Here is a 22,867-nt window from a genome sequence, read left to right as displayed (position 1 = left end):
TGTTTCGCTGGCGCGGTCGCTGAAACCGGGAAACAGCGGCAGCCCCAGTTCACGACACATCTGGATAGCAAACTGATTTGCCAGCAGCATAATGTCGCTCTGTCTGTCGCGCAGCGGCGGAAGCTGTACCACATCGAAGGCGAGGCGGTCGAGAAGGTCGGCGCGAAAATGGCTGTCCTCAACCATCTGCGGCAGGTCAGCGTTGGTGGCACAAACCAGGCGCACGTTGACCTGCAGCGGCTGACTGCCGCCCACACGCTCCAGTTCGCCATATTCAATCACCCGCAGCAGCTTTTCCTGTACCAGCATCGGCGCTGTCGCCAGTTCATCCAGAAACAGGGTTCCGCCGTCGGCGCGCTCAAAGCGCCCTGGATGACGCTTACTGGCGCCGGTAAATGCGCCGGCTTCATGGCCAAACAGTTCGCTATCCAGCAGATTTTCATTCAGCGCCGCGCAGTTGAGGGAGATGAACGGTCCCTGCCAGCGCGAAGAGAGAAAGTGCAGGCGGTTGGCGATAAGCTCTTTACCGGTACCGCGCTCACCAATGACCAGCACCGGTTTGTCCAGCGGCGCCAGCCGCGACACTTGTTCCAGTACCTCGAGAAAGCTGTTCGCTTCTCCGAGCAGGTTATCCTTGTATTCCGCCATGATGAAATTCGCCATTTAATCGTGTGATTCACCAGGTTACTCTAGCAACCCGTTGTGCAGATAACAATCACTCCTTTTAAAATCAACAGGATAAAAATTTGGCACAGAATTTGTATTAATCAACGTAAGTATCATCACAGGCCACCGCCTGAAATCAGAACTATGAGGATCAACGTTATGGGTATTTTTTCTCGTTTTGCCGACATCGTGAACGCTAACATCAACTCCCTGCTGGAGAAAGCGGAAGATCCGCAGAAGCTGGTTCGCCTGATGATCCAGGAGATGGAGGATACGCTGGTCGAAGTGCGTTCAACCTCGGCGCGTGCGCTGGCGGAAAAGAAACAACTGAGCCGCCGAATTGAACAAGCGCTTGCCCAGCAGGCCGAGTGGCAGGAAAAAGCTGAACTGGCGCTGCGTAAAGACAAAGAAGATCTGGCGCGTGCCGCGCTTATCGAAAAACAAAAGCTCACCGATCTTATCGGCAGTCTGGAAAATGAAGCGCAGATGGTTGATGAAACGCTGACGCGCATGAAAAAAGAGATAGCTGAGCTGGAGAATAAACTGAGTGAAACCCGCGCTCGCCAGCAGGCGCTGACGCTACGTCATCAGGCAGCCAGCTCTTCCCGCGATGTTCGTCGTCAGTTGGATAGCGGTAAAATTGATGAAGCGATGGCGCGTTTTGAATCCTTTGAACGCCGCATCGATCATATGGAAGCCGAAGCGGAAAGCCATGGTTTTGGCAAACAGAAAACGCTGGATCAGCAGTTTGCCGACCTGAAAGCGGATGATGAAATCAGTGCACAGCTGGCGGCGTTGAAAAGTAAAATGAACCAAAACAACTAATGGCATACGCCAGCGCCCTCAGGACCGGTGGGCCGGGTCCGGCGGTTGCGGCTAATGTCGGCCGTGACCCGGTGTCCCGACGTTCTGAAGGATAACGCGTTGCGGCGCTGCCATGCGCCGCAGTTCACTCACTGTAAGGAGTACACATGAGTACGCTTTTTATTGCCATACCCCTGACGCTGTTCGTGCTGTTCGTTTTGCCGGTCTGGCTTTGGCTGCACTACAACAACCGCACCGCGAGCGGCAACTTATCGCAGAATGAACAGCAGCGTTTGCTGCAACTGACCGACGATGCAAAGCGCATGCGCGAACGTATTCAGACGCTGGAAGACATTCTTGATGCCGAACATCCGAACTGGAGAGACAAATAATGGGCGGACTGGATCTGAATAAAAAACTGTGGCGCGTGCCGCAGCGCGGCATGGTAAAAGGCGTTTGCGCCGGTATCGCGCAGTATCTGGATGTGCCGGTCAAGCTGGTTCGACTGATTACCGTGCTGGCGATGATCTTTGGCCTGTTTTTCTTTGTGGTGGTGGCGTACATCATCCTGACATTCGCTCTCGATCCGATGCCGGAAAGTGAATTGTACGGCGAGAAAATGCCGACCAGCGGCGAACTGCTGGCCGCGGCGGATCAAGAGCTGGCGGCCAGCGAACGCCGCCTGCGCGAAATGGAACGCTATGTCACGTCTGATACCTTTACGCTACGTAGCCGTTTTCGCCAGCTCTAACTGAAATATGAGGTCACGCATGAACATGAAATGGCAGCAGGCGGGGCAAAAAGTGAAACCCGGTCTCAAAATTGCGGGCAGGCTGGTTCTGCTGACCGCGTTACGCTATGGTCCGGCGGGCGTTGCCGGCTGGGCGGTGAAATCGGTGGCGCGTCGGCCGTTAAAAATGTTGCTCGCGGTGGCGCTGGAACCGTTGCTCAGCCGTCTGGCCAACCGTTTTGCCCGCGGGATGAAATGATCTATCGAGGCGATGCGCCAGGCGTATCGTACCGACGTCCACGGGACGGACGGAGTGTGCTCGCGCAGGCGTGCCTGCGCGAGCATCGCGCGCAGCGACTGAGGCGAAGGGCATCAGCCGTCAATCTCCCGCAGCGCGAGCGGGAATCTTTCAACTTATCCTCATCTAATAGCTTATAATCAAAGCACTTTCCTTCAGAGCATAACAGGATGGCAATGAAGCGATTCAAAACTGAATTCAATGCGCTGCTGAACCGCGGTGTTGACCGCCATCTGCGTCTGGCGGTCACGGGTCTGAGCCGCAGCGGTAAAACCGCCTTTATCACCGCGCTGGTCAATCAACTGTTGAATATTCACTCCGGGGCGCGCCTGCCGTTGCTTAGCGCAGTGAGAGAAGAGCGCCTGCTTGGTGTTAAACGGGTTCCGCAGCAAGATTTCGGCATTCCGCGTTTTACCTATGACGAAGGGTTGGCGCAGCTGTACGGTTCGCCGCCGGTCTGGCCGACGCCGACCCGCGGGGTAAGCGAAATTCGTCTGGCGCTGCGTTATCGCTCCAGCGAATCGCTGCTCCGCCATTTTAAAGAGACCTCCACGCTGTACCTGGAGATCGTCGATTACCCGGGCGAGTGGCTGCTTGATTTACCGATGCTGGCGCAGGACTACCTCAGTTGGTCGCGGCAGATGACCGGCCTGCTGCAAGGGCAGCGTGAGGCGTGGTCAGCCCGCTGGCGTCAGCTCTGTGATGGGCTGGACCCACTGGCGCCGGCGGATGAAAACCGTCTGGCGGAAATTGCCGCCGCGTGGACAGAGTATCTGCATGCCTGCAAACGAGAAGGGCTGCACTTTATTCAGCCGGGGCGCTTTGTGCTGCCGGGGGATATGGCCGGGGCGCCAGCCCTGCAATTTTTCCCCTGGCCGGATGTGGATGCGATCGGCGAAGCGAAACTGGCCCAGGCGGATAAACACAGCAACGCCGGGATGCTGCGTGAACGCTTTAAATATTACTGCGAAAAAGTGGTTAAGGGCTTTTACAAAGACCACTTCCTGCGCTTTGACCGCCAGATCGTGCTGGTGGACTGCCTGCAGCCGCTGAACAGCGGCCCGCAGGCCTTCAACGATATGCGCCTGGCGCTGACTCAGCTGATGCAGAGCTTCCATTACGGTCAGCGAACCCTGTTCCGCCGTTTGTTTTCCCCGGTGATCGACAAGCTGCTGTTTGCCGCGACCAAAGCCGATCACGTCACCGTCGATCAGCACGGCAATATGGTTTCTCTGCTGCAGCAGCTGATTCAGGACGCCTGGCAGAATGCCGCGTTCGAAGGCATCAGTATGGATTGTCTGGGGCTGGCATCGATTCAGGCAACGCAGAGCGGGTTGATTGAGGTTAACGGCGAGAAGATTCCCGCACTACGTGGAAACCGCCTGAGCGATGGTCAGCCGCTGACTGTCTACCCCGGAGAGGTTCCGGCCCGGTTGCCGGGACAGGCGTTCTGGCAGCAGCAGGGGTTTCAGTTTGAGAATTTCCGTCCGCAGGTGATGGACGTCGATAAGCCGCTGCCGCATATCCGCCTGGATGCCGCGCTTGAATTTTTGATCGGAGATAAATTGCGATGAGCGAACCCTTAAAACCGCGTATTGACTTCGACGGTCCGCTGGAAGCGGAGCAAATGGCGGCGCTGAAATCAGCCCGTGCCTTTGACGGCGCAGAGGCGGCGAAATTTGCTCCGGCACGCGTCGATGCGCAGGAGGAAGACGAGGGGGCGGCAGAAGCGGTAGTCGAATCGGTTCTGCGGCCGAAACGGAGTTTATGGCGACGCATGGTCAGCGCCGGTCTGGCTATTTTTGGCGCCAGCGTCGTGGCGCAGGGCGTACAGTGGACAATGAGCGCCTGGCAAACCCAGGACTGGATTGCGCTGGGCGGCTGTGCGGCGGGAGCGCTGATGGTCGGTGCCGGTGTCGGGTCGGTCGCGACCGAATGGCGGCGGCTGTGGCGCCTGCGCCAGCGGGCCCACGAGCGCGATGAGGCGCGGGATTTGATGCACAGTCATGCGGTCGGAAAAGGGCGTGCCTTTTGCGAGAAACTGGCGCAGCAGGCCGGGCTGGATCAGGCACACCCTGCGCTGCAGCGCTGGTATGCGGCGATTCATGAAACGCAAAACGACCGGGAAGTGGTCAGCCTGTATGCGCAACTGGTGCAGCCGGTGCTCGATGCTCAGGCGCGGCGGGAAATCAGCCGTTCGGCGGCGGAGTCCACGCTGATGATCGCCGTCAGCCCGCTGGCACTGGTGGATATGGCCTTTATCGCCTGGCGTAATTTACGCCTGATCAACCGCATCGCCACGCTGTATGGTATTGAGCTGGGTTATTACAGCCGTCTGCGTCTGTTCCGACGGGTGCTGCTGAATATCGCCTTTGCTGGCGCCAGCGAACTGGTGCGTGAAGTGGGCATGGACTGGATGTCGCAGGACCTGGCGGCCAGACTCTCGGCTCGTGCAGCGCAGGGGATTGGTGCTGGTCTGCTCACGGCGCGTCTGGGGATTAAAGCAATGGAGCTGTGCCGCCCGCTACCGTGGATCGCTGACGACAAACCGCGGCTGGGCGATTTCCGTCGTGAACTGATTGGTCAGTTGAAAGAGACGCTGCAAAAAAGTAAAACCGGCCCGCAAACCTGATCGCCTTTTGATAACCGCCGGCGGAACGGCGGTTTTAGCATCTATCCCCCGGCTGTCGGGGCTTTGAACGGATATCTTTACACCATAGCGGCCATTTTTCCGCCACACTGTCAATAATTGTTGACAGCTATCTTCACGCCAGCAAATAACTGTCCTATTATTCATCCGTCATTGGCCTTTTTAGGGTGAATACTCCCATGCGTCTTGAAGTCTTTTGTGAAGACCGTCTTGGTCTGACTCGTGAATTGCTTGATTTGCTGGTGCTCCGCGGTATCGATCTGCGCGGCATTGACATTGATCCCATTGGCCGAATTTATCTTAATTTTGCCGAGCTGGAGTTTGCCAGCTTCAGCAGTCTGATGGCGGAAATCCGCCGGATCGCTGGCGTGACCGACGTGCGTACCGTGTCGTGGATGCCCTCGGAACGTGAACACCTGGCGCTCAGCGCGCTGCTGGTGGCAATGCCGGAACCAGTGCTGTCGCTGGACACCAAAGGTAAGGTTGAACTGGCGAATCCTGCCAGTTGCCAGCTGTTTGCGCAAAGTCAGGAGCGGCTGCGCAATCATCCGGTCGCCCAGTTAATTACCGATTTTAACATCCAGCGCTGGCTGGAAAGCAGCCCGCAGGAGTCGCATAGCGAACATGTGGTGGTTAACGGTCAGAACTTCGTGCTGGAAATCACCCCGGTCTATCTTGAAGGCGAACACGGCGAACGGGTTCTGACCGGTGCGGTGGCGATGCTGCGTTCCACCGTCCGGATGGGGCGTCAACTACAAACCATGACGACGCAGGATACCAGTGCCTTCAGCCAAATTCTCGCTGTCGGCCCGAAAATGCGCCATGTCGTCGAACAAGCCCGCAAGCTGGCGATGCTCAGCGCGCCGCTGCTGATCGTCGGTGATACCGGAACCGGCAAAGATTTACTCGCCCACGCCTGCCACCTCGCCAGCCCGCGGGCAAACAAACCCTATCTGGCGCTGAACTGTGGCTCCATTCCGGAAGACGCGGTGGAAAGCGAACTGTTTGGTGACGCCATTCAGGGTAAAAAAGGCTTCTTTGAGCAGGCGAACGGCGGCTCGGTCCTGCTGGATGAAATCGGCGAAATGTCGCCGCGAATGCAGACCAAACTGCTGCGTTTTCTCAATGATGGTACCTTCCGTCGCGTCGGGGAAGATCACGAAGTTCACGTCGACGTGCGGGTCATCTGCGCGACACAGAAAAATCTGGTGGAGCTGGTGCAGAAGGGGTTATTCCGCGAGGATCTTTACTACCGCCTCAACGTGCTCACCCTCTATCTGCCGCCGCTGCGCGACTGTCCGCAGGATATCATTCCGCTGACGGAGCTGTTTGTTTCCCGGTTTGCCGACGAGCAGGGGATCCCGCGGCCGAAACTTTCCGCCGACCTTAGTACGGTGTTGACTCGCTATAGCTGGCCTGGCAACGTTCGCCAGCTGAAGAACGCAGTTTACCGCGCGTTGACCCAGCTGGAAGGCTATGAGATGCGTCCGCAGGATATTCTGTTGCCGGATCACGATGTGGCCTCGCTACCGGTTGGTGAAGAGGCGATGGAAGGGTCGCTGGATGATATTACGCGTCGCTTTGAACGCTCGGTGCTTACTCAGCTTTATCGCAGCTTTCCGAGCACCCGTAAGCTGGCGAAGCGCCTCGGCGTATCGCATACCGCGATCGCCAACAAGCTACGTGAATACGGTCTAAGCCAGAAGAAAGGCGAAGAGTAGGCGCTGTCACCGGCGCCTCAGGCGGCCGGTGACAATCGGGTGCCATAGGGGCTTCAGCCTTTCGCCCGCTTCTGTATATACTCAGTTTTCTTCATCTTTTTCAGGAATACGGATGTCAACTTCGCCGGGTCATCTGCTTCAGTGGATGAAACTGCTGGGATTCTCTGCCGGACTCTCTGGGGTTCTGTTCGGACTGCACCTGCCTGCGGCATTGCTGCTGGGGCCGATGATCGCCGGGATAACGTTGAGTCTGCGCGGGGCGACCATTCGCGTTCCGCGCCCGTTTTTTATTGCCGCTCAGGCTATTATCGGCTGCATGATTGCCCGTACGTTAACCCCCGCTATTTTTAGCGTCCTCATCGGGCACTGGCCACTGGTGCTGCTTATCCTCTTCTCCACACTTGCCGTTAGCGCCCTGACGGGGTGGCTGCTGGTGCGCTATAGCGCACTACCCGGCGCGACCGGCGCATGGGGCTGTTCGCCCGGCGGGGCGTCGGCCATGGTGGTGATGGCGCAAGAGTATGGCGCCGACGTGCGGCTGGTGGCTCTGATGCAGTATCTGCGGGTGCTGTTTGTCGCGGGCGCGGCGGCGCTGGTGGTGCGTTTTGCCCTGGGCGGTGATGCGCAGGCGATGACCCAGCAGATCGTCTGGTTTCCGCCAGTGACGTGGCAACTGCCGTGGACCCTGTTGTTGACGGTCGTTGCGGGATGGCTGGGGCTGAGAATGCGTTTCCCGTCCGGCGCGATGCTATTCCCGATGCTGGCGGGTGCGGTGGTGCAGGGAGAGGGCTGGTGGATGCTGGAGTTGCCGGAATGGCTGCTGGCGCTGGCGTATGCCGCCATTGGCTGGAGTGTTGGGCTAAAGTTTAATAAAGAGATCTTCCTGCTGGCCCTGAAGACGCTGCCGCAGATTATCGCCGCCATTATCGGCCTGATTGTGATTTGTGCGTTGATGGCGCTGGGGGTTACCCGGGTGCTGCCGATCGATTTTATGACCGCTTATCTGGCGACAAGCCCCGGTGGGCTGGATACGGTGGCGATCATTGCCGCCGGTACGCGGGCGGATATGTCGTTTATTATGGCGATGCAGACGTTGCGCTTGTTTACCATTTTGCTGACCGGCCCAATGATTGCGCGTTTTATCTCGCGTTATGCGCCGCAGAAATAAACAAGCCTCCGGACAACGGAGGCTTGAGGTAGCCGGAAGGCTGGCGGTGACGCGGCCTTCCGGTAGAGCTTGTGGTCTTAGCCTTTCAGCGAAGCCAGGGCCGCATCGTAGTCCGGCTCTTCGGTGATTTCGTTCACCAGTTGGCTGTAAACAACCTGGTCATTTTCATCAACAACCACCACCGCACGCGCCGCCAGACCCGCCAGCGGACCGGCTGCAATCGCGACGCCGTAATCGGCGAGGAACTGCGGAGCGCGCAGCGTGGATAGCGTGACGACATTGTTCAGGCCTTCCGCGCCACAGAAGCGAGACTGGGCGAACGGCAGGTCGGCAGAGATGCACAGTACAACGGTGTTATCCAGTCCGGAGGCCAGTTGGTTAAATTTACGAACCGATGCCGCGCAGACGCCGGTATCAATGCTCGGGAAAATATTCAGTACTTTACGTTTGCCGGCGAACTGGCTCAGCGCGACGTCAGAGAGATCTTTGGCGACCAGCGTAAACGGCTGTGCGGTAGCGCCAGCTTGCGGAATGGTGCCCTGAACAGAAACGGGGTTGCCCTGGAAATGCACGGTTTGTGACATGTTTATCTTCCTGTTTACATATAGTTAACGTCACAAGTAGTGTATGACATCCGTTATCGCCACGGCAAATCCTATTTAATGTTTCCCCTGGAGGAACCTGGGAATGCGAAACCTGCGAGTATATGAAGAAGCCTGGCCGTTACATACGCCTTTTGTGATTGCCCGCGGCAGTCGCAGCGAGGCGAAGGTGGTGGTGGTGGAAATTGAAGAGGACGGCGTAAAAGGGGTTGGAGAGTGTACGCCGTACCCGCGCTATGGTGAGAGTATCGCGTCGGTCATGGCGCAGATCCTCACCATCGGGGAGCAGTTAGAAAGCGGCATGACCCGCGAACAGCTCCAGCATCTGCTGCCGGCCGGGGCAGCGCGTAACGCTGTAGATTGCGCGCTGTGGGATCTGCAGGCCCGTCGCGTCGGGAAAACGATTCCTCAACTGCTGGGCATTGGGCTCCCCAATCAGGTGGTGACGGCACAAACGGTGGTGATCGGCCCCCCGGAACAGATGGCGGCCAGCGCCGCCGCGCTGTGGGAGAAGGGCGCCCGGCTGCTGAAGGTGAAACTGGATAATCATCTGATCAGCGAACGGCTGATTGCTATTCGCAACGTGGTGCCGCAGGCGACACTGATAGTGGATGCCAATGAATCCTGGTCAGGCGATGGCCTGGCGGCGCGCTGCCAGCTGCTGGCGGATATCGGCGTGGCCATGCTCGAACAGCCGCTTCCGGCGGATGCCGACGACGCACTGGAAAATTTTATTCACCCGCTACCCATCTGTGCCGACGAGAGCTGCCACACCCGTGATAGCCTGCCGCAGCTGCGCGGGCGCTATGAGATGGTGAATATTAAGCTAGATAAAACCGGCGGTTTGACCGAAGCGCTGTTTCTGGCGCAGGAGGCCGGGGAGCTGGGATTTGAACGCATGCTGGGTTGCATGCTCTGCACGTCGCGGGCCATTTCAGCGGCGCTCCCGCTGGCGCCGCTGGCGCGTTTCGCCGATCTGGATGGCCCAACCTGGCTGGCGGTGGATGTTGAGCCGGCGCTGCATTTCAGCACTGGCGTACTTCATCTCTGAGCGTGCCAGCGCAACAGATCCATCATCGCTGACAGATGCTTTTCCGTGGCTTCGTCGGCCGAGATGGGCGGAAACTCGGCGGTGATGCAGGGCAGGCCAATATCGGCGCACCAGCTGCCAAAAGAACCGGGGGTTTCGTAACCGACGCTGCCGACCAGCGGCAGGGCAAAAGCGTCGGCCAGCCACTGTCCCAGCTCGCTGTGGCCGGGATCTTCAATGCAGGCCAGCGGATCGTGGAAGGAGACGACCCACGCCGGGTGGATCTGATGGATCAGCTGGCACAGTGCCTGCGTCTCCGGTTCTGAACCGGGTTTTTCACCGGTCAGCAGTACCACGTCGCGCTGTTCTGCCGCGCTATTCCAGCGATACACCGTTTCCCCTTCTTTCCAGTTTGCCGCGGGAAAGTTACGGTTCAGATCGACGCCGCGGGCGTTGGCCCGCAGCCCCAGTTGACAGCCATCGGGATTCACCGCCAGCACGACGTGATGGCGGCGTAATTCCGGTTTCAGGGTGCGTAGCGCACAGGAGAGCGTCACGATCGATGAGTTTTCATCACCGTGGGTACCGGCAAGAATCAGGCCGCTGCGGCTGTCTGCCAGCGGTGCGGGAAACCAGAGCAGCGGCGCGCCAAGATGTGACTGGCCATAGCGCTGCGTACCGGGTGGAAAGGCGCCGCGCAGGGGGCGAGGACGGGAGACGGGCATAGGGGCATCCTGTTAGCAGGTTATTTTCTGCAGTGTTGTGTAAAAGCGTCCCGGAATCAAATCGTTTCCTGAGACGGTTAAATCAGTAGACATGTCAATTTTCTATCACAAGCCGTTTGCAATTTCAGGTGATGAAACAAATAATTATCGCTCTGCCAGCTCTGTTTTTTTATTTTAAAGGGGATCTCATGAAGTATCCTGTCACATTGACATGCGGCACGCTGTGGTTAGCCAGCGTTTCTTCTCTTGCCTGGGCGGCGGATGTTCCTCAGGGAACTGTATTAGCCGAAAAGCAGGTGTTGGTACGGCACATTAAAGATGAACCCGCATCATTAGATCCCGCTAAAGCCGTTGGTCTGCCGGAAATTCAGGTGATTCGCGATCTTTTTGAAGGTTTAGTCAACCAGGATGCGAAAGGCAATATTATCCCTGGCGTAGCGACCCGCTGGCAGAGTAATGATAACCGCGTCTGGACGTTTACGCTGCGTGATGACGCGCGCTGGTCCGATGGTTCACCGGTGACAGCACAGGATTTTGTCTATAGCTGGCAGCGTCTGGTCGACCCGAAAACCACGTCACCTTTCGCCTGGTTTGCCGCGCTGGCGGGGATCAGCAACGCGCAAAATATTATCGACGGTAAAGCGGCGCCGCAGACGCTGGGCGTTACCGCCGTGGACACGCGTACTCTGCGCGTGCAGCTGGATAAACCGCTGCCGTGGTTCAGTAACCTGACGGCCAGCTTCGCGTTTTATCCGGTACAGAAAGCCAACGTCGAGAGCGGTGCCAACTGGACGCGTCCGGGCAATCTTATCGGCAACGGTGCTTACGTTTTAAAAGATCGCGTGGTTAACGAAAAACTGGTGGTCGTGCCGAACAGCCACTATTGGGATAATGCCAAAACGGTCATTCAGCAGGTGACTTTTGTCCCGATCAATCAGGAGTCCTCGGCAACGAAGCGCTATCTGGCCGGCGATATTGATATCACCGAGTCTTTCCCGAAAAATCTGTATCAGAAATTGCTGAAGGATATTCCGGGCCAGGTGTATACACCGCCACAGCTGGGAACCTATTACTACGCCTTTAATACTCAGAAAGGCCCCACCGCCGATGAGCGTGTGCGTCTGGCGCTGAGCATGACTATCGATCGTCGTCTGATGGCGGAGAAGATACTGGGCACCGGCGAAAAACCGGCCTGGCATTTTACGCCGGACGTGACGGCCGGGTTTATACCGCAGCCGTCGCAGATGGAAAGCATGAGCCAGGCTGAGTTGAATGCTCAGGCCAAAGCGCTATTGCAGGCGGCGGGATACGGTCCCGGTCGTCCGCTGCAGTTGACACTGTTGTATAACACTTCGGAAAACCACCAGAAAATCGCGATTGCGGTTGCTTCGATGTGGAAAAAGAATCTCGGCGTGGAGGTGAAGTTGCAGAATCAGGAGTGGAAAACCTATATCGATAGCCGTAATACCGGTAATTTTGATGTCATTCGCGCTTCGTGGATAGGAGATTACAATGAACCTTCCACTTTCCTGTCGCTGCTGACCTCGACCCACAGCGGAAATATTTCCCGTTTTAACGACCCGGCTTATGACAAGATTATGAGCCAGGCGGCGCTGGAAACCTCGGATAAAGCGCGCAATGATGATTACAATGCGGCGGAAAAAATCATCATGAGTAAAGCGCCGGTTGCTCCGATTTATCAGTATACCAACGGGCGTTTGATTAAGCCGTGGCTGAAAGGGTATCCGATTAATAATCCGGAAGATGTTGCCTATAGCCGTACGATGTATATCGTGAAGCACCCGTAATGCTTACCTCAGTACCGTTTAGCCGGGGCGCCGTTATTCGCGCCCTGATTTTTTGGCAATATTGATTCACCACGATGGCTCTCTTTTTTCGGGCAAACCGGTTTGCAAAATTTTGCAGATCCTGTTTGTTGGCGAGGTTAAAGTTATTTATTATATTTTTTGTGTGAAAATACCGTCTTCTGATTCCTGCTTAACTTTTTGGCGATATTGGACGTATTGAATCTGATGCTGATGGCACAGAGAAAGGTTAGTTGTATCGCAGGGACCGAGTTACACCGGCAGTCAAAGCATCTTCTGAATTATCATGATACTGATTTATATGTGGTTTTATGCTGTTAATCTTCAGTGTTTTTTCAATGAATTTTTGATATTGATAAGTGAATTTTTCCATAAATGACAACGAATCCTTTAATGCAGTCAGAAAACGGACTTTTTATAACCAGCCCCCTTTTGCGAGTGAATGATGAAAATTCTGGCGGCGTCGCTGCTGTTATTTAGGGGGGCATGACATAAAGAAAACTCACCCGCCACTATTTCTGTCAAGATGATGTCGCCAGTTAATTTTATTATGGCGAGTCTGGAATAAATGTTTTTTAGATTAAGTGAAATTTAATTCATTTAGTGTTGACAATAAATGTTCAGGGTAAAATATGATAAAGAGATTGCTTGATAATAAGAATCCTGTTCAACAACGAATTGATGTTTTGTCATAGTCTTATTTTGTTTTATTTTAAACAAAAGTGGCCGCCGTAGTCGCCGTAGTGACGTTGAGGAAAGGGAGCTCTCTGTAATTAATAAATAACGGCGAGGTGAAAGTTATGTTGATTTTATAATTTGTTTTATGAGCTGCTGACTGCCATTGCCAACATCGGTAAAGGTAGCGTAAATTGGCGATACACTGACGGTTCGGACCATGAAATGACCTGGCATTCGCACAGCATTCATGGGAGAAAGCGCGGGGGATGGCATCGGCGAGTGAACTCGGTGGTCTGCGGCAGACCACCGAGGGGCAAACAGCATGTTAATTTCTCGATACGGCCTGTCAGCATCAATCACCTTTCAGTGTTGATAAGGTCGTTAAATAACGATCTTGATTAACCCGCAAGAAATTTAAATCTTATTAATACAGTATTATTAATTTGATTTTCTTATGCATAATATTGCTAATATGCATGACCTGGACACTTACAGCGACGTCAACTTTTGCTGAGGTATCGCGTTAAACGGGTCATGTCAGACTATCGATCATTAAGTTAAATTTATTCTCGAAAGTTTACGAATGTCTCTCTCCTGCCTGGTTTTGTTATTAACGTCTTTTTTTGAACGTAAACTGCTGCTTTTTTCTGTCTTTGATATAGGAAACGAGAGAAAAAACAGCAACCAAAAGCAGTACGATAGCTAATACTAAAAAGAATAAGTTCGCCATGTGGTTTAGTCCCCGAGAAGTTTATGGATATTCTTGCTTTTATAAAAGCGAATGTACTCCAGGATTAAGAAAAATCCTAACTAAATATTTTAACGGAATGCAAGAAAAGTTTTTTTAATTCTTTTCCAGTCTTTTAATTGGTTTTTTGTGCTATTAATAACATTAATTACAGAATTATATTTTTATTGATAATGGGTTTTTCGCTCAAAAATGCCGGGTGCGCTATGGTTTGCCTGTGAGACAGGCAAGCAGAGAAAAGAGGCCGATAGCAGGCGATATCTAATTAATAACTCAATGGAAATAGCAATCTGACGGCGAACCGGGAGTTTTAGTCAAAAATGAGAATGCAGACCTCGCGGGAGGCCTGCTGAAGCGGACTGTTTAGCACAATACGCGCGCGATAGCCCTGGGTTAGCGGAGGACGGCGGGTTGTTCATCCATAAACGTTCACCGGGTTACTGTGTCCGACGGCGGAATAAAAACGTATGCGGATTCCGGGCGTCATCAGTCCACGTTATTGAAGTAGTCCCGCGCAGCGGCTTCAATGCGCTTAGAATCAATACCCGTTTTTTCGGTAATCAACTCAATGAACTGCTTGAACTTATCGCTCATTACATTACCGCCGTCCCAGTGGGCGACGTAGAAGCGGCACTGATAGCGATAAAAGTGGAGGGTAGTATCTCCTAACGTGTAATACATAAGAATCTCCAGTTCAGTATGTCGGGTGCATCACCGGTATGGTGGGGATGGCGATGGCCCATAACGGGCGGCTTCACAGAGACTATCCTCCTCCCAACCGGCGGAAATTTCCAGAGATGCGACCTACTCTTTGGCAATTTTCTGGTCATTTCTACTGCCGATGGTTCTGTCTGTGGAGGGCCGGGAGAGTCTATTTGAGAGTGACATATCTTGTTGTGCTGGCCGACGCTATCGCCCGGTTTTTCTCCTTGTCTTGCCCTGCGTCCCGGGACCTGTCCTTATAAGCAAAAAGAGTCGTTATTAAATCAGAGGGATACACAGCCAGTACTCCGTTATCACTCAGCCAGCTCTTGATTTCTATCATCGATTGATAATACTGTATACATATACAGTTTTTTTAATGGTGACTATCATGCTGTTTTCCACACCTGCCGACCGACATCAGATAGTGGCATTGCCTCTGTTCAGCGATCTTGTTCCATGTGGCTTTCCCAGCCCGGCACAGGATTATGTTGAGCGGCGCATTGATCTGAATGAACTGCTGATTCAGCACCCGAGCGCGACCTATTTTGTAAAATCCACCGGCGATTCAATGATCGAAGCCGGAATTGGCGAAGGGGATTTGCTGGTGGTGGATAGTTCCCGTCAGGCTGAGCATGGAAATATCGTTATTGCTGCGGTTGATGGCGAATTTACCGTTAAGCGTCTGCAACTGCATCCCGTCGTGATGCTTAAGCCTGAAAACAGCGCCTGTTCCCCGATCGTGATTGGCCGCGACGATCGGCTGGACATTTTCGGGGTGGTGACCTACATCGTGAAGTCTGCGAGCTGAGCATGTTTGCGCTGTGCGATGTGAATGCGTTTTATGCCTCCTGTGAAACCGTTTTTCGCCCGGACCTGAAGGGGCGGCCGGTGGTCGTGTTATCCAATAATGACGGGTGCGTTATTGCGCGTTCTGCCGAAGCGCAATCGCTGGTGAAAACAGGTGAACCGTACTTCAAACTGAAAGATCTTTTCAGGCGCCACAGGGTGACTTGCTTCAGTAGCAACTATGAACTCTATGCCGATATGTCCAATCGGGTGATGACCACGATCGAGGAGATGTCTCCCCGCTGTGAAATATACTCTATTGATGAGATTTTTTGTGATCTTACCGGCGTGCGTAACTGTCGCGATCTGACCGAGTTTGGGCGCGAAATCAGAGCCACGGTTCTGCAACGCACCCATCTGACGGTTGGTGTGGGTATCGCCCAGACCAAAACCCTGGCCAAACTGGCAAACTATGCGGCAAAAAAATGGCAACGGCAGACCGGAGGGGTGGTCGATCTGTCAAACATTGAACGTCAGAGGAAACTCATGGCGACATTATGTGTCGATGATGTCTGGGGCGTAGGTCGGCGGATTGCGAAAAAACTGGAAGGACTGGGCATCAAGAGCGTATTGCAGTTGGCAGACGCCGATATTCACTTTATTAGAAAGCATTTCAACGTTGTGCTGGAGAGAACCGTGCGTGAACTACGCGGCGAGCCATGTCTTGAACTGGAAGAGTTTCCCCCGCTCAAGCAGGAGATTATCTGCTCCCGTTCCTTCAGCCACTACGTCGTGGAATACGACGAGATGCGGCAGGCGATTTGCAGCTATGCGACCCGGGCTGCGGAGAAACTGCGTAGCGAGCATCAATATTGCCGCTTCATCTCCGCGTTTGTTAAAACCTCGCCCTTTGCGCACAACGAACCGTATTACAGCAACAGCGCATCCTTTAAACTGCAGACGCCGACCCAGGACAGCCGGGACATTATCGGTGCGGCGATGCGCTGTCTGGATGCCATCTGGAAAGACGGCCAGCGGTATCAGAAAGGCGGGGTCATTCTGGGTGACTTTTACAGCCAGGGGGTGGCGCAGCTTAGCCTGTTCGATGAAAATGCACCGCGACACAACAGCCAGAAGCTGATGGAGGTGTTGGATCGTCTTAACGCCAAAGCGGGGCGTGAAACGCTTTATTTCGCCGGACAGGGAATCCAGCCGCAGTGGCGGATGAAACGGGAAATGCTTTCGCCGCGATACACCACGCGATATGCCGATCTGCTTACGGTTAAGTGATACTTCTCAGTTCATTACCTATCGCTAGCTGCTTTTCATCAGCGATAGTGCGATGAGTGGCATTACTTAGCCCGGTTGGGGGATATTTTGCGATTGAGCGGAGCACCTGACCCGGACCGGGACTCTTTTTGATGGCATGCTGAGCGTTGTGATTTCATTGAGAGCGCTTTGCGGATGACTTCTGCTCCCGCGCTTAAGGCATGCCGGTGGCTGGCTGATGCGTCGAAGGGGAGGGAGATTCCTGGTGACCTGATAAGGTTGATAAACGGAGTGAAGAGGACGCGGGCAGTCGCTTCTGTGCCAGAAGCGAGCGCCGAAAGGTAGACTTTTTGCCAGGTTATACCCATTCCGTGGCACCGACAGGTTGCCCCGGAAATGAAGCTAAAGCGGTGAAATGGCGTCTACAACATGCTGAAAAACGTAGGGATCGGAAAGTAGTTCAAATTCTTCGTCATCGGGATAAGTCACCGCGACGTGATAGTTTTCTCCTGCAAAGGCTTTTACCGACTGTAAATCCTGCCAGTAAGTCGCCAGAAAGAAATGCTCCTGGTCGCCTTGGGTTTCCCTGCGCACAAACGCACCTCTGTTGCCCTCGATACTCCTTGAGTGCTCCACACCTGTTCTCTGAAGATGATTCGCAAAACCTTCTGCATGCTTAAGCGGAACACAACCGTGCCAGGTCCTTACAATCATTAGCTTTTCCTCTGTTAACGACAGAATATAACCATACCACCTAAAGATATCTTGTTGTGCAATTTAAGGCGTGTACTTACGCAGCCCGCACAATATTTATCCTGATTAACAGTCGCGAGTCTTTCCTGTAGGTTTGCTCCTCGCTCACCGTAAACGACATGTTCCCTGGCGTTGTTCGCTTCGGGTCAGGTGCGGACGTAAAAATACTCCCCTGGTTCGCTCATGAACGCGTTGCTACCGCATGATGAATACAGCCCAGACCAATTAAAGTCTTGTGTACGGCCTCAATAAGGGGGGTATGCGGTTCATAGCCCAGAAAATCGATCAGTTTTGCATTGTCCATCCGTATTGGCTGTTGCCATAAATATCGCATCTCCAACATTTCATGCAGCGTGGTATTGAAAGGTGACATCGCAAAGATGAGCCACCAGGGAAACGATTTTATCTTCGCCTGAACCCCGGTAAGTTGCGCGACATGTTGTATGGCCGTGGCCATCGCCGTACCATCGGCATCCCAGTGTCCACGCAGATGAAAACAGGCAAACGGCTCGAGTTGATCCCGACGCGTCAACAGTGCCGCAAGCGTCTCTGCGACGTCAGGCAGCCAGGCCCACTGATGGCCTGTTCCGGCTTGCCCCGGGTTTTTAATGATCCGCGGGGGGTGTCCCGGTTTGATCCATCCCTGTGAAAACCAGTTATTGCCTGCGTCAGGGCCAAAGAAGTCACCTGCCCGCAGAATCAGCACCTTTCCGCCACGCTGCGCATAGGCTAACAGCGCCTTCTCCATTTGCACCCGTATAGCCCCTTTTCGGGTGACGGGATTTTGGGGAGAGTCTTCCCGCAGCAGTGGAAAGGCGTCCGGCCCGTAGTTGTAAACGGTGCCCGGAAGAACGATTAATGCGCCATTTCGCTCTGCTGCATATATAGTGTTATGTAACATGGGCAAAACCAGTTGTTCCCAGTTTCGATAGCCCGGCGGATTAACGGCGTGAACAATCACACTGCACCCTGACGCGGCAGACGCGACCCGCTCTGCATTCAGCGCATCACCGCTTATCCACGTCACACTTCCGGAGTCTTCATTGTGCAGGGCGTTGCGGCGCAAGGCATGAACGTGCCATTTTTCGCGGATGAGTTTACGGGCGATTTCGCTACCGATTCCGCCTGTTGCACCCAGTATGAGTACCTTGTTTTTGCTTTTCATTATTTTACCTTTGCCTGATGTCTGCTGCTTGACAGCGTAATGCCTGCGCGAGCTAAATGTAATTGCATGACATCAGATAGCAGGTATGCATTTTTGTATGAAACTAAACATTCCATGGGAATGGTATCGAACCTTCCTGACGGTGATGAAAGAAGGTTCTCTGTCGGGGGCTGCCCGTGTGCTTGCTATTACCCAGCCCACAGCGGGGCGCCATGTGGCGGCACTGGAATCAGCACTTGGCCTGGTGTTGTTTACACGCTCTCAGGCGGGTCTGCAGCCCACCGATGCCGCAGTTGCGCTGCAAGGCCATGCGCAAGCGATGGAAAACACGGCCAGTATGATTGAGCGATCGGCTGCCAGCTTCAGCACCCACACCGCCGGATTGCGTGGCGTGGTGCGGATTTCTGCGAGCGAAATTATCGGCACAGAAGTTCTGCCTCCCCTTATTGCGCAAATTAAAAAGGAGTACCCGCAGGTTACCATTGAACTGGTTTTATCTAACCGCATTCAGGATTTATTAAACCGGGAAGCGGATATTGCAGTACGCATGACCAGGCCCGTGCAGGAGCAACTGATTGCACGTCGGATGGGCAGTATTGAAATTGGTCTGCATGCTGCACCTTCCTATCTGGCACGGCATGGCGCACCGGAGAGTATGGAAGCGTTGTTCACGCATACGCTGGTGGGCTTTGATAAAATAACGCCCTTTATTTTACAGGCACTGAAACACTATCCTCAGTTGAATCGTGAACTGTTTACCGTGCGCACTGACAGTGATGTGGCGCAGCTGAACCTTATTCGCGCTGGCGCCGGCATTGGTATATGCCAGGTTCAACTGGCCGGCTTTCCTGTTCCGCTACAGAGATTGATGCCTGATTTTTTTGCCTTTCATCTTGACACCTGGCTGGTAATGCATGAAGACCTTCGCCATAGCAAGGCTTGTAAAACGGTATTCGATATTCTTGCCGAGGGTTTACGGGCTTATATCGCGAAGGCGAAACCGTGATCTCCCCGTATGACCCTGTGACATTATCAAAGCTTCGTTGAGGCCGTTGGTAATCAAGGTCCTCTCTGTTCTCATTCCCTGAAACGGGTTCATTAACATCGCACATTGCGTCTATTCGTTACGTTCAGATCAATGCATGCAGAGAGGGCACCACATGCCTGAGGAACCGCCAGGTTAGAAATCATAAATCATCACACTACTGTGCAGGGCTCTAAAATGATGACTGACGCAAAAAATGCATGGTGCAATAAAGTCACTGGAAGTGACGCTTTTCTTCTTGTTTATCAAAATGATGTCCACACCGTAGGGGAAAACGCCGCCGACGTCTTGAATAGGGGCCTCGGCTGGGGGTAGCTGATACCAGAAGGGAGACGATGCCTTGAGAGTCATCGCTCGTTACGGGGATGCTCATCCCGAGTCAGACTGATTGAACAAAGCCCCGCAGAGGATAAAAATTGCCGTTTTTACCCTCAAAGTACGTTCCTGGATGCAATAGTTCGCAGATGTACACTTTATTTTCCTGTCGCCCTCCGGATATCGTCTTCTTTGTCATTGTGCACACCTCGGGGATAAAAAATAACCCCTTACTTTTCAATCAAAAAGTCTTTTATCGTGTTTTTTAACCCACTTGTAAGTTGCGTTTCGGCATATTTGGCCCCGCAATTGCAATTCCTTTTATGCACATTCATGAACGAACTTTTATTTTCATTCAATACATGAGGAAATAACATGACTCGCAAGTTGGCTATTTACGGTAAAGGGGGGATCGGTAAATCGACGACCACGCAAAATACCGCTGCCGCGCTCGCTTACTTCCACGGTAAAAAAGTGTTTATTCACGGCTGCGATCCAAAAGCAGACTCCACACGTCTTATTCTTGGCGGGAAACCGCAAGAGACCTTGATGGATATTCTTCGCGATCAAGGGGCGGAGAAAATCACTAATGAAATGGTGGTGAAAACAGGATGTTTTGATATCCGCTGTGTGGAATCCGGTGGCCCGGAACCTGGAGTGGGTTGTGCCGGTCGTGGGGTTATTACCGCGATTGATCTGATGGAAGATAATAAAGCCTACACTGACGATCTCGACTTTATTTTCTTCGACGTTCTGGGGGACGTTGTGTGTGGTGGGTTCGCTATGCCGATTCGCGATGGTAAAGCACAGGAAGTTTATATTGTGGCATCCGGCGAAATGATGGCGATTTATGCCGCCAATAATATCTGCAAAGGGTTGGTGAAGTACGCGAAGCAGAGCGGAGTACGTCTGGGCGGCATCATCTGTAACAGTCGTAATGTCGACGGTGAGAAAGAGTTTCTGGAAGAGTTTACTGCCGCGATTGGCACCAAAATGATTCACTTTGTCCCGCGCGACAATATTGTGCAAAAGGCGGAATTCAATAAAAAAACTGTGACGGAATTTGATCCGGAAGCTAACCAGGCACAGGAATATCGTGAGCTGGGCCGCAAGATTGTTGAAAACGAAGATTTTGTGATTCCGCGGCCATTATCGATGGATCAGCTGGAAAAAATGGTGGTTAAATACGGCATGATGGATTAATTCGCGCCTGCTTTAATTTTCCTGTTAACAGCCACATTTCCCGGATGGGGGAGATATTATGCCTTACCATGAGTTTGAGTGCAGTAAATGCATTCCTGAGCGCAAACAGCATGCCGTTGTAAAAGGGCCGGATGAAGATATCACCTCAGCTTTACCGCTGGGATATTTAAATACCATTCCGGGGACCATTTCAGAACGTGGCTGTGCTTATTGTGGCGCCAAGCATGTCATCGGTACACCGATGAAAGATGTGATCCATATTAGTCATGGACCGGTCGGTTGTACCTATGATACCTGGCAAACCAAGCGTTATATCAGTGATAACGACAACTTTCAGCTGAAATATACGTTTGCCACCGATATGAAAGAAAAACATATCGTTTTCGGGGCGGAAAAAGTGCTCAAGAAAAATATTATCGAAGCCTTTGACGCACACCCCAATATTAACCGCATGACTATTTATCAGACCTGCGCCTCGGCGTTAATCGGGGATGATATTGCGGCCATTGCACAAGAGGTGATGGACGAGCGGCCGGAAGTGGACATCTTCGTCTGTAACTCTCCGGGATTTGCGGGCCCAAGCCAGTCTGGCGGGCATCACAAAATCAATATCGCCTGGATTAACCAAAAAGTCGGGACGGTCGAACCGGTGATCACCAGCGACTACGTCATCAACTATGTAGGTGAATATAACATCCAGGGCGACCAGGAAGTGATGGTGGATTTCTTCAAGCGCATGGGTATTCAGGTACTCTCCACGTTTACTGGCAACGGCTCCTATGACGACTTGCGCGCGATGCACAAAGCACAGCTCAACGTGCTGGAATGCGCCCGGTCCGCCGAGTACATCTGCAACGAACTGCGAGTGCGCTACGGCATTCCACGTCTGGATATCGACGGTTTTGGTTTCGGCCCGCTGTCGGACTCCCTGCGCAAAATCGGCCTGTTTTTCGGTATTGAAGATCGCGCACAGGCGATCATCGACGAAGAAGTCGCGCGCTGGAAACCGGAACTGGACTGGTACAAAGAGCGTCTGAAAGGCAAGAAAGTCTGCCTTTGGCCGGGTGGGTCGAAGTTGTGGCACTGGGCGCACGTTATCCATGAAGAGATGGGCGTGGAGGTGGTGTCGGTCTACACAAAATTCGGCCATCAGGGGGATATGGAAAAAGGCATCGCCCGTTGTGAGGCCGGGGCGCTGGCCATCGACGATCCTAACGAACTCGAGTCGCTGGAAGCGATGTACAAGCTGAAACCGGATGTCATCTTCACCGGCAAACGTCCTGGCGAAGTGGCGAAGAAAATTCGCGTGCCGTATCTGAACGCGCACGCTTATCACAACGGCCCTTACAAAGGCTTCGAAGGCTGGGTGCGTTTTGCGCGCGATATCTATAACGCCATCTACTCGCCAATCCATCAACTGGCAAAACTCGACATCAGCCAGGATCAGATCCCGGCAGACCAGGGCTTCTCGACGGCGCGCATGATCTCTGATGTTGGACTGAGTGAAGACGTACGTAACAGCGATCGGATGCGTGAATACACCGGCGGCTACGACAGCGTCACGAAATTACGTCAGCGTGCATACCCGGATTTCTCCGGCGAAGCAGCGAGCCGTCAGGAGGCCGTATGACTCAGGATGAAAAAGTTGAGCTGATGATCGACTACATCATGAAGCACTGCCTGTGGCAGTTTCACTCCCGCAACTGGGATCGTGAAAAACAAAATGCAGGTGTGCTGGGGAAAGCGCGTGAGTTGCTGTGCGATGAGCCGGTGACGCTGGAAACCCCTGCGGATCGTTGCTACTGGGTTGACGCCATGGTGTTGGCAGATGCGTATCGTGCGCGTTTTACGTGGTTGCAGACCATGACCAAAGAGGCGATCGCTACGCTAATGACGGCGCTGCATGAACGCCTGGATTACCTGACGATTACCGGTTCGCTGAATGCGGAATTAACCGATAAGCGCTACTAAAAGGGGCTG

At 53.5% G+C, this 22,867-nt stretch carries 23 protein-coding genes; 16 read left to right on the top strand and 7 right to left on the bottom strand.

Annotated features, from left to right (window positions below; translation table 11 throughout):
- The coding region (locus tag ACZAHD_RS06265) for a sigma 54-interacting transcriptional regulator (protein ID WP_462456005.1) at positions 1 to 663 on the bottom strand (663 nt) is incomplete at its 3' end.
- Between the two features lie 162 nt (positions 664 to 825).
- Here ACZAHD_RS06265 and pspA point away from each other — a divergent pair.
- The 8 genes from pspA (at position 826) to ACZAHD_RS06225 (ending at position 8,037) form a co-directional block, all read left to right on the top strand.
- Positions 826 to 1,491: a phage shock protein PspA gene (gene pspA / locus ACZAHD_RS06260; protein ID WP_462456004.1), complete on the top strand. Its 666-nt coding sequence runs from the start codon at positions 826 to 828 to the stop codon at positions 1,489 to 1,491.
- A 146-nt stretch (positions 1,492 to 1,637) separates the two neighbouring features.
- Positions 1,638 to 1,862 carry an envelope stress response membrane protein PspB gene (pspB, locus tag ACZAHD_RS06255; protein WP_100683884.1) on the top strand — a complete coding sequence of 75 codons (225 nt, stop codon included), beginning with the start codon at positions 1,638 to 1,640 and terminating at the stop codon, positions 1,860 to 1,862.
- Positions 1,862 to 2,221, top strand: a complete 360-nt coding sequence (gene pspC, locus ACZAHD_RS06250) for an envelope stress response membrane protein PspC (RefSeq protein ID WP_100683883.1) — start codon at positions 1,862 to 1,864, stop codon at positions 2,219 to 2,221. The genes pspB and pspC overlap by 1 nt, the downstream gene beginning before the upstream one ends.
- Positions 2,222 to 2,240: 19 nt before the next feature.
- Complete coding sequence (gene pspD / locus ACZAHD_RS06245) at positions 2,241 to 2,459, top strand: phage shock protein PspD (protein WP_462456003.1); 219 nt, start codon at positions 2,241 to 2,243, stop codon at positions 2,457 to 2,459.
- A 215-nt stretch (positions 2,460 to 2,674) separates the two neighbouring features.
- Positions 2,675 to 4,072 carry a YcjX family GTP-binding protein gene (locus ACZAHD_RS06240; RefSeq protein WP_462456002.1) on the top strand — a complete coding sequence of 466 codons (1,398 nt, stop codon included), beginning with the start codon at positions 2,675 to 2,677 and terminating at the stop codon, positions 4,070 to 4,072.
- Positions 4,069 to 5,130, top strand: a complete 1,062-nt coding sequence (locus tag ACZAHD_RS06235) for a TIGR01620 family protein (RefSeq protein WP_462456001.1) — start codon at positions 4,069 to 4,071, stop codon at positions 5,128 to 5,130. Before ACZAHD_RS06240 ends, ACZAHD_RS06235 begins: the two co-directional genes overlap by 4 nt.
- Positions 5,131 to 5,327: 197 nt before the next feature.
- Entirely contained in the window at positions 5,328 to 6,869 is a 1,542-nt protein-coding gene (tyrR, locus tag ACZAHD_RS06230; RefSeq protein ID WP_462456000.1) for a transcriptional regulator TyrR, read from the top strand.
- A 112-nt stretch (positions 6,870 to 6,981) separates the two neighbouring features.
- The gene (locus ACZAHD_RS06225; RefSeq protein ID WP_462455999.1) at positions 6,982 to 8,037 is read left to right on the top strand and encodes an AbrB family transcriptional regulator; all 1,056 of its coding nucleotides are present in this window, start codon (positions 6,982 to 6,984) and stop codon (positions 8,035 to 8,037) included.
- A 77-nt stretch (positions 8,038 to 8,114) separates the two neighbouring features.
- Here ACZAHD_RS06225 and tpx read toward each other — a convergent pair whose 3' ends face one another.
- Positions 8,115 to 8,621, bottom strand: coding sequence for a thiol peroxidase (gene tpx, locus ACZAHD_RS06220; protein WP_462455998.1), 507 nt, complete (start codon positions 8,619 to 8,621; stop codon positions 8,115 to 8,117).
- A 103-nt stretch (positions 8,622 to 8,724) separates the two neighbouring features.
- Here tpx and ycjG point away from each other — a divergent pair, with 103 nt between their 5' ends.
- Positions 8,725 to 9,690 carry an L-Ala-D/L-Glu epimerase gene (gene ycjG, locus ACZAHD_RS06215; RefSeq protein ID WP_462455997.1) on the top strand — a complete coding sequence of 322 codons (966 nt, stop codon included), beginning with the start codon at positions 8,725 to 8,727 and terminating at the stop codon, positions 9,688 to 9,690.
- Here ycjG and mpaA read toward each other — a convergent pair.
- Positions 9,681 to 10,394: a murein tripeptide amidase MpaA gene (gene mpaA, locus ACZAHD_RS06210; protein ID WP_015584551.1), complete on the bottom strand. Its 714-nt coding sequence runs from the start codon at positions 10,392 to 10,394 to the stop codon at positions 9,681 to 9,683. The genes ycjG and mpaA overlap by 10 nt on opposite strands.
- A gap of 188 nt (positions 10,395 to 10,582) precedes the next feature.
- On the opposite strand from mpaA, the gene ACZAHD_RS06205 reads away from it, so the two are divergent.
- Positions 10,583 to 12,202: a peptide ABC transporter substrate-binding protein gene (locus tag ACZAHD_RS06205; RefSeq protein WP_462455996.1), complete on the top strand. Its 1,620-nt coding sequence runs from the start codon at positions 10,583 to 10,585 to the stop codon at positions 12,200 to 12,202.
- A 1,306-nt stretch (positions 12,203 to 13,508) separates the two neighbouring features.
- Here the strand turns inward: ACZAHD_RS06205 and ACZAHD_RS06200 are convergent.
- On the bottom strand, positions 13,509 to 13,628 hold the full coding sequence (locus tag ACZAHD_RS06200; RefSeq protein ID WP_137056547.1) for a small membrane protein: 120 nt from the start codon (positions 13,626 to 13,628) through the stop codon (positions 13,509 to 13,511).
- A gap of 504 nt (positions 13,629 to 14,132) precedes the next feature.
- Entirely contained in the window at positions 14,133 to 14,327 is a 195-nt protein-coding gene (locus ACZAHD_RS06195) for a hypothetical protein (RefSeq protein WP_462455995.1), read from the bottom strand.
- A gap of 412 nt (positions 14,328 to 14,739) precedes the next feature.
- Between ACZAHD_RS06195 and ACZAHD_RS06190 the strand changes: the two genes are divergently transcribed.
- On the top strand, positions 14,740 to 15,159 hold the full coding sequence (locus ACZAHD_RS06190) for a translesion error-prone DNA polymerase V autoproteolytic subunit (RefSeq protein WP_462455994.1): 420 nt from the start codon (positions 14,740 to 14,742) through the stop codon (positions 15,157 to 15,159).
- Between the two features lie 2 nt (positions 15,160 to 15,161).
- Positions 15,162 to 16,427 carry a Y-family DNA polymerase gene (locus ACZAHD_RS06185; protein ID WP_462455993.1) on the top strand — a complete coding sequence of 422 codons (1,266 nt, stop codon included), beginning with the start codon at positions 15,162 to 15,164 and terminating at the stop codon, positions 16,425 to 16,427.
- Between the two features lie 381 nt (positions 16,428 to 16,808).
- On the opposite strand, the gene ACZAHD_RS06180 is transcribed toward ACZAHD_RS06185, so the two are convergent.
- Together ACZAHD_RS06180 and ACZAHD_RS06175 are read right to left on the bottom strand one after the other, a co-directional pair.
- Entirely contained in the window at positions 16,809 to 17,120 is a 312-nt protein-coding gene (locus ACZAHD_RS06180; protein ID WP_462455992.1) for an antibiotic biosynthesis monooxygenase, read from the bottom strand.
- 220 nt (positions 17,121 to 17,340) lie between these two features.
- Positions 17,341 to 18,324: an NAD-dependent epimerase/dehydratase family protein gene (locus tag ACZAHD_RS06175; RefSeq protein ID WP_462455991.1), complete on the bottom strand. Its 984-nt coding sequence runs from the start codon at positions 18,322 to 18,324 to the stop codon at positions 17,341 to 17,343.
- Between the two features lie 97 nt (positions 18,325 to 18,421).
- On the opposite strand from ACZAHD_RS06175, the gene ACZAHD_RS06170 reads away from it, so the two are divergent.
- The 4 genes from ACZAHD_RS06170 (at position 18,422) to anfG (ending at position 22,858) form a co-directional block, all read left to right on the top strand.
- Complete coding sequence (locus tag ACZAHD_RS06170; RefSeq protein ID WP_462455990.1) at positions 18,422 to 19,330, top strand: LysR family transcriptional regulator; 909 nt, start codon at positions 18,422 to 18,424, stop codon at positions 19,328 to 19,330.
- A 729-nt stretch (positions 19,331 to 20,059) separates the two neighbouring features.
- Positions 20,060 to 20,887: a nitrogenase iron protein gene (gene nifH / locus ACZAHD_RS06165; protein WP_462455989.1), complete on the top strand. Its 828-nt coding sequence runs from the start codon at positions 20,060 to 20,062 to the stop codon at positions 20,885 to 20,887.
- Positions 20,888 to 20,945: 58 nt separating this feature from the next.
- Entirely contained in the window at positions 20,946 to 22,517 is a 1,572-nt protein-coding gene (anfD, locus tag ACZAHD_RS06160; protein ID WP_368763470.1) for a nitrogenase iron-iron protein, alpha chain, read from the top strand.
- Entirely contained in the window at positions 22,514 to 22,858 is a 345-nt protein-coding gene (gene anfG, locus ACZAHD_RS06155) for a Fe-only nitrogenase subunit delta (protein WP_368763469.1), read from the top strand. Before anfD ends, anfG begins: the two co-directional genes overlap by 4 nt.
- The last annotated feature ends 9 nt before the right edge of the window (positions 22,859 to 22,867 follow it).

The sequence above is a fragment of the Raoultella sp. genome (assembly GCF_039594335.1).
Taxonomy (GTDB): domain Bacteria; phylum Pseudomonadota; class Gammaproteobacteria; order Enterobacterales; family Enterobacteriaceae; genus Klebsiella.
Note: the sequence above shows the minus strand (reverse complement) of the source record. Positions and strands in the feature narration are given on the sequence as shown.

Bases quoted from the DNA above. Each gene is read 5' to 3' on its own strand.
- pspA (WP_462456004.1), top strand. From the start codon at position 826: ATGGGTATTTTTTCTCGTTTTGCCGACATCGTGAACGCTAACATCAAC.
- pspB (WP_100683884.1), top strand. From the start codon at position 1,638: ATGAGTACGCTTTTTATTGCCATACCCCTGACGCTGTTCGTGCTGTTC.
- pspC (WP_100683883.1), top strand. From the start codon at position 1,862: ATGGGCGGACTGGATCTGAATAAAAAACTGTGGCGCGTGCCGCAGCGC.
- pspD (WP_462456003.1), top strand. From the start codon at position 2,241: ATGAACATGAAATGGCAGCAGGCGGGGCAAAAAGTGAAACCCGGTCTC.
- ACZAHD_RS06240 (WP_462456002.1), top strand. From the start codon at position 2,675: ATGAAGCGATTCAAAACTGAATTCAATGCGCTGCTGAACCGCGGTGTT.
- ACZAHD_RS06235 (WP_462456001.1), top strand. From the start codon at position 4,069: ATGAGCGAACCCTTAAAACCGCGTATTGACTTCGACGGTCCGCTGGAA.
- tyrR (WP_462456000.1), top strand. From the start codon at position 5,328: ATGCGTCTTGAAGTCTTTTGTGAAGACCGTCTTGGTCTGACTCGTGAA.
- ACZAHD_RS06225 (WP_462455999.1), top strand. From the start codon at position 6,982: ATGTCAACTTCGCCGGGTCATCTGCTTCAGTGGATGAAACTGCTGGGA.
- tpx (WP_462455998.1), bottom strand. From the start codon at position 8,621: ATGTCACAAACCGTGCATTTCCAGGGCAACCCCGTTTCTGTTCAGGGC.
- ycjG (WP_462455997.1), top strand. From the start codon at position 8,725: ATGCGAAACCTGCGAGTATATGAAGAAGCCTGGCCGTTACATACGCCT.
- mpaA (WP_015584551.1), bottom strand. From the start codon at position 10,394: ATGCCCGTCTCCCGTCCTCGCCCCCTGCGCGGCGCCTTTCCACCCGGT.
- ACZAHD_RS06205 (WP_462455996.1), top strand. From the start codon at position 10,583: ATGAAGTATCCTGTCACATTGACATGCGGCACGCTGTGGTTAGCCAGC.
- ACZAHD_RS06200 (WP_137056547.1), bottom strand. From the start codon at position 13,628: ATGGCGAACTTATTCTTTTTAGTATTAGCTATCGTACTGCTTTTGGTT.
- ACZAHD_RS06195 (WP_462455995.1), bottom strand. From the start codon at position 14,327: ATGTATTACACGTTAGGAGATACTACCCTCCACTTTTATCGCTATCAG.
- ACZAHD_RS06190 (WP_462455994.1), top strand. From the start codon at position 14,740: ATGCTGTTTTCCACACCTGCCGACCGACATCAGATAGTGGCATTGCCT.
- ACZAHD_RS06185 (WP_462455993.1), top strand. From the start codon at position 15,162: ATGTTTGCGCTGTGCGATGTGAATGCGTTTTATGCCTCCTGTGAAACC.
- ACZAHD_RS06180 (WP_462455992.1), bottom strand. From the start codon at position 17,120: ATGATTGTAAGGACCTGGCACGGTTGTGTTCCGCTTAAGCATGCAGAA.
- ACZAHD_RS06175 (WP_462455991.1), bottom strand. From the start codon at position 18,324: ATGAAAAGCAAAAACAAGGTACTCATACTGGGTGCAACAGGCGGAATC.
- ACZAHD_RS06170 (WP_462455990.1), top strand. From the start codon at position 18,422: ATGAAACTAAACATTCCATGGGAATGGTATCGAACCTTCCTGACGGTG.
- nifH (WP_462455989.1), top strand. From the start codon at position 20,060: ATGACTCGCAAGTTGGCTATTTACGGTAAAGGGGGGATCGGTAAATCG.
- anfD (WP_368763470.1), top strand. From the start codon at position 20,946: ATGCCTTACCATGAGTTTGAGTGCAGTAAATGCATTCCTGAGCGCAAA.
- anfG (WP_368763469.1), top strand. From the start codon at position 22,514: ATGACTCAGGATGAAAAAGTTGAGCTGATGATCGACTACATCATGAAG.